At 33.5% G+C, this 349-nt stretch carries 1 protein-coding gene; it reads left to right on the forward strand.

Annotated elements, in window-relative coordinates; genetic code table 11:
- A partial coding sequence (locus tag KH400_RS22945; RefSeq protein ID WP_217228581.1) for a hypothetical protein occupies positions 1-349 on the forward strand: 349 nt, incomplete at both ends.

Here is a 349-nt window from a genome sequence, read left to right on the forward strand (position 1 = left end):
CTATTATACAACGCAGTCGTTCTGTACAGTGCTGGATGGATCATATGGGGATATTACATTTTATTAAGTATAGATCCTCCATTTCCTAGTATGGCTGAGCTGTTTTTCGTTTCTGCATACATTTTGTTTGTTATTGCTCTTATTTATAAAGTTAATTTGCATTTCAGTAAACAAAAACTTATCCATTTTGTGCTTGATATTGCGATGATCATGATTATGACATTTGCATTAGCATGGGAGTTTATTCTTTCTACTGTATTTTTTAACCCTACAGGCATTATTTTAAGGGACGCCTTGCTTATTTTTTATCCGTTAATGGACCTTACTCTATTATCGATCGCACTGACAT

The organism is Desertibacillus haloalkaliphilus (assembly GCF_019039105.1).
Classification (GTDB): domain Bacteria; phylum Bacillota; class Bacilli; order Bacillales; family KJ1-10-99; genus Desertibacillus; species Desertibacillus haloalkaliphilus.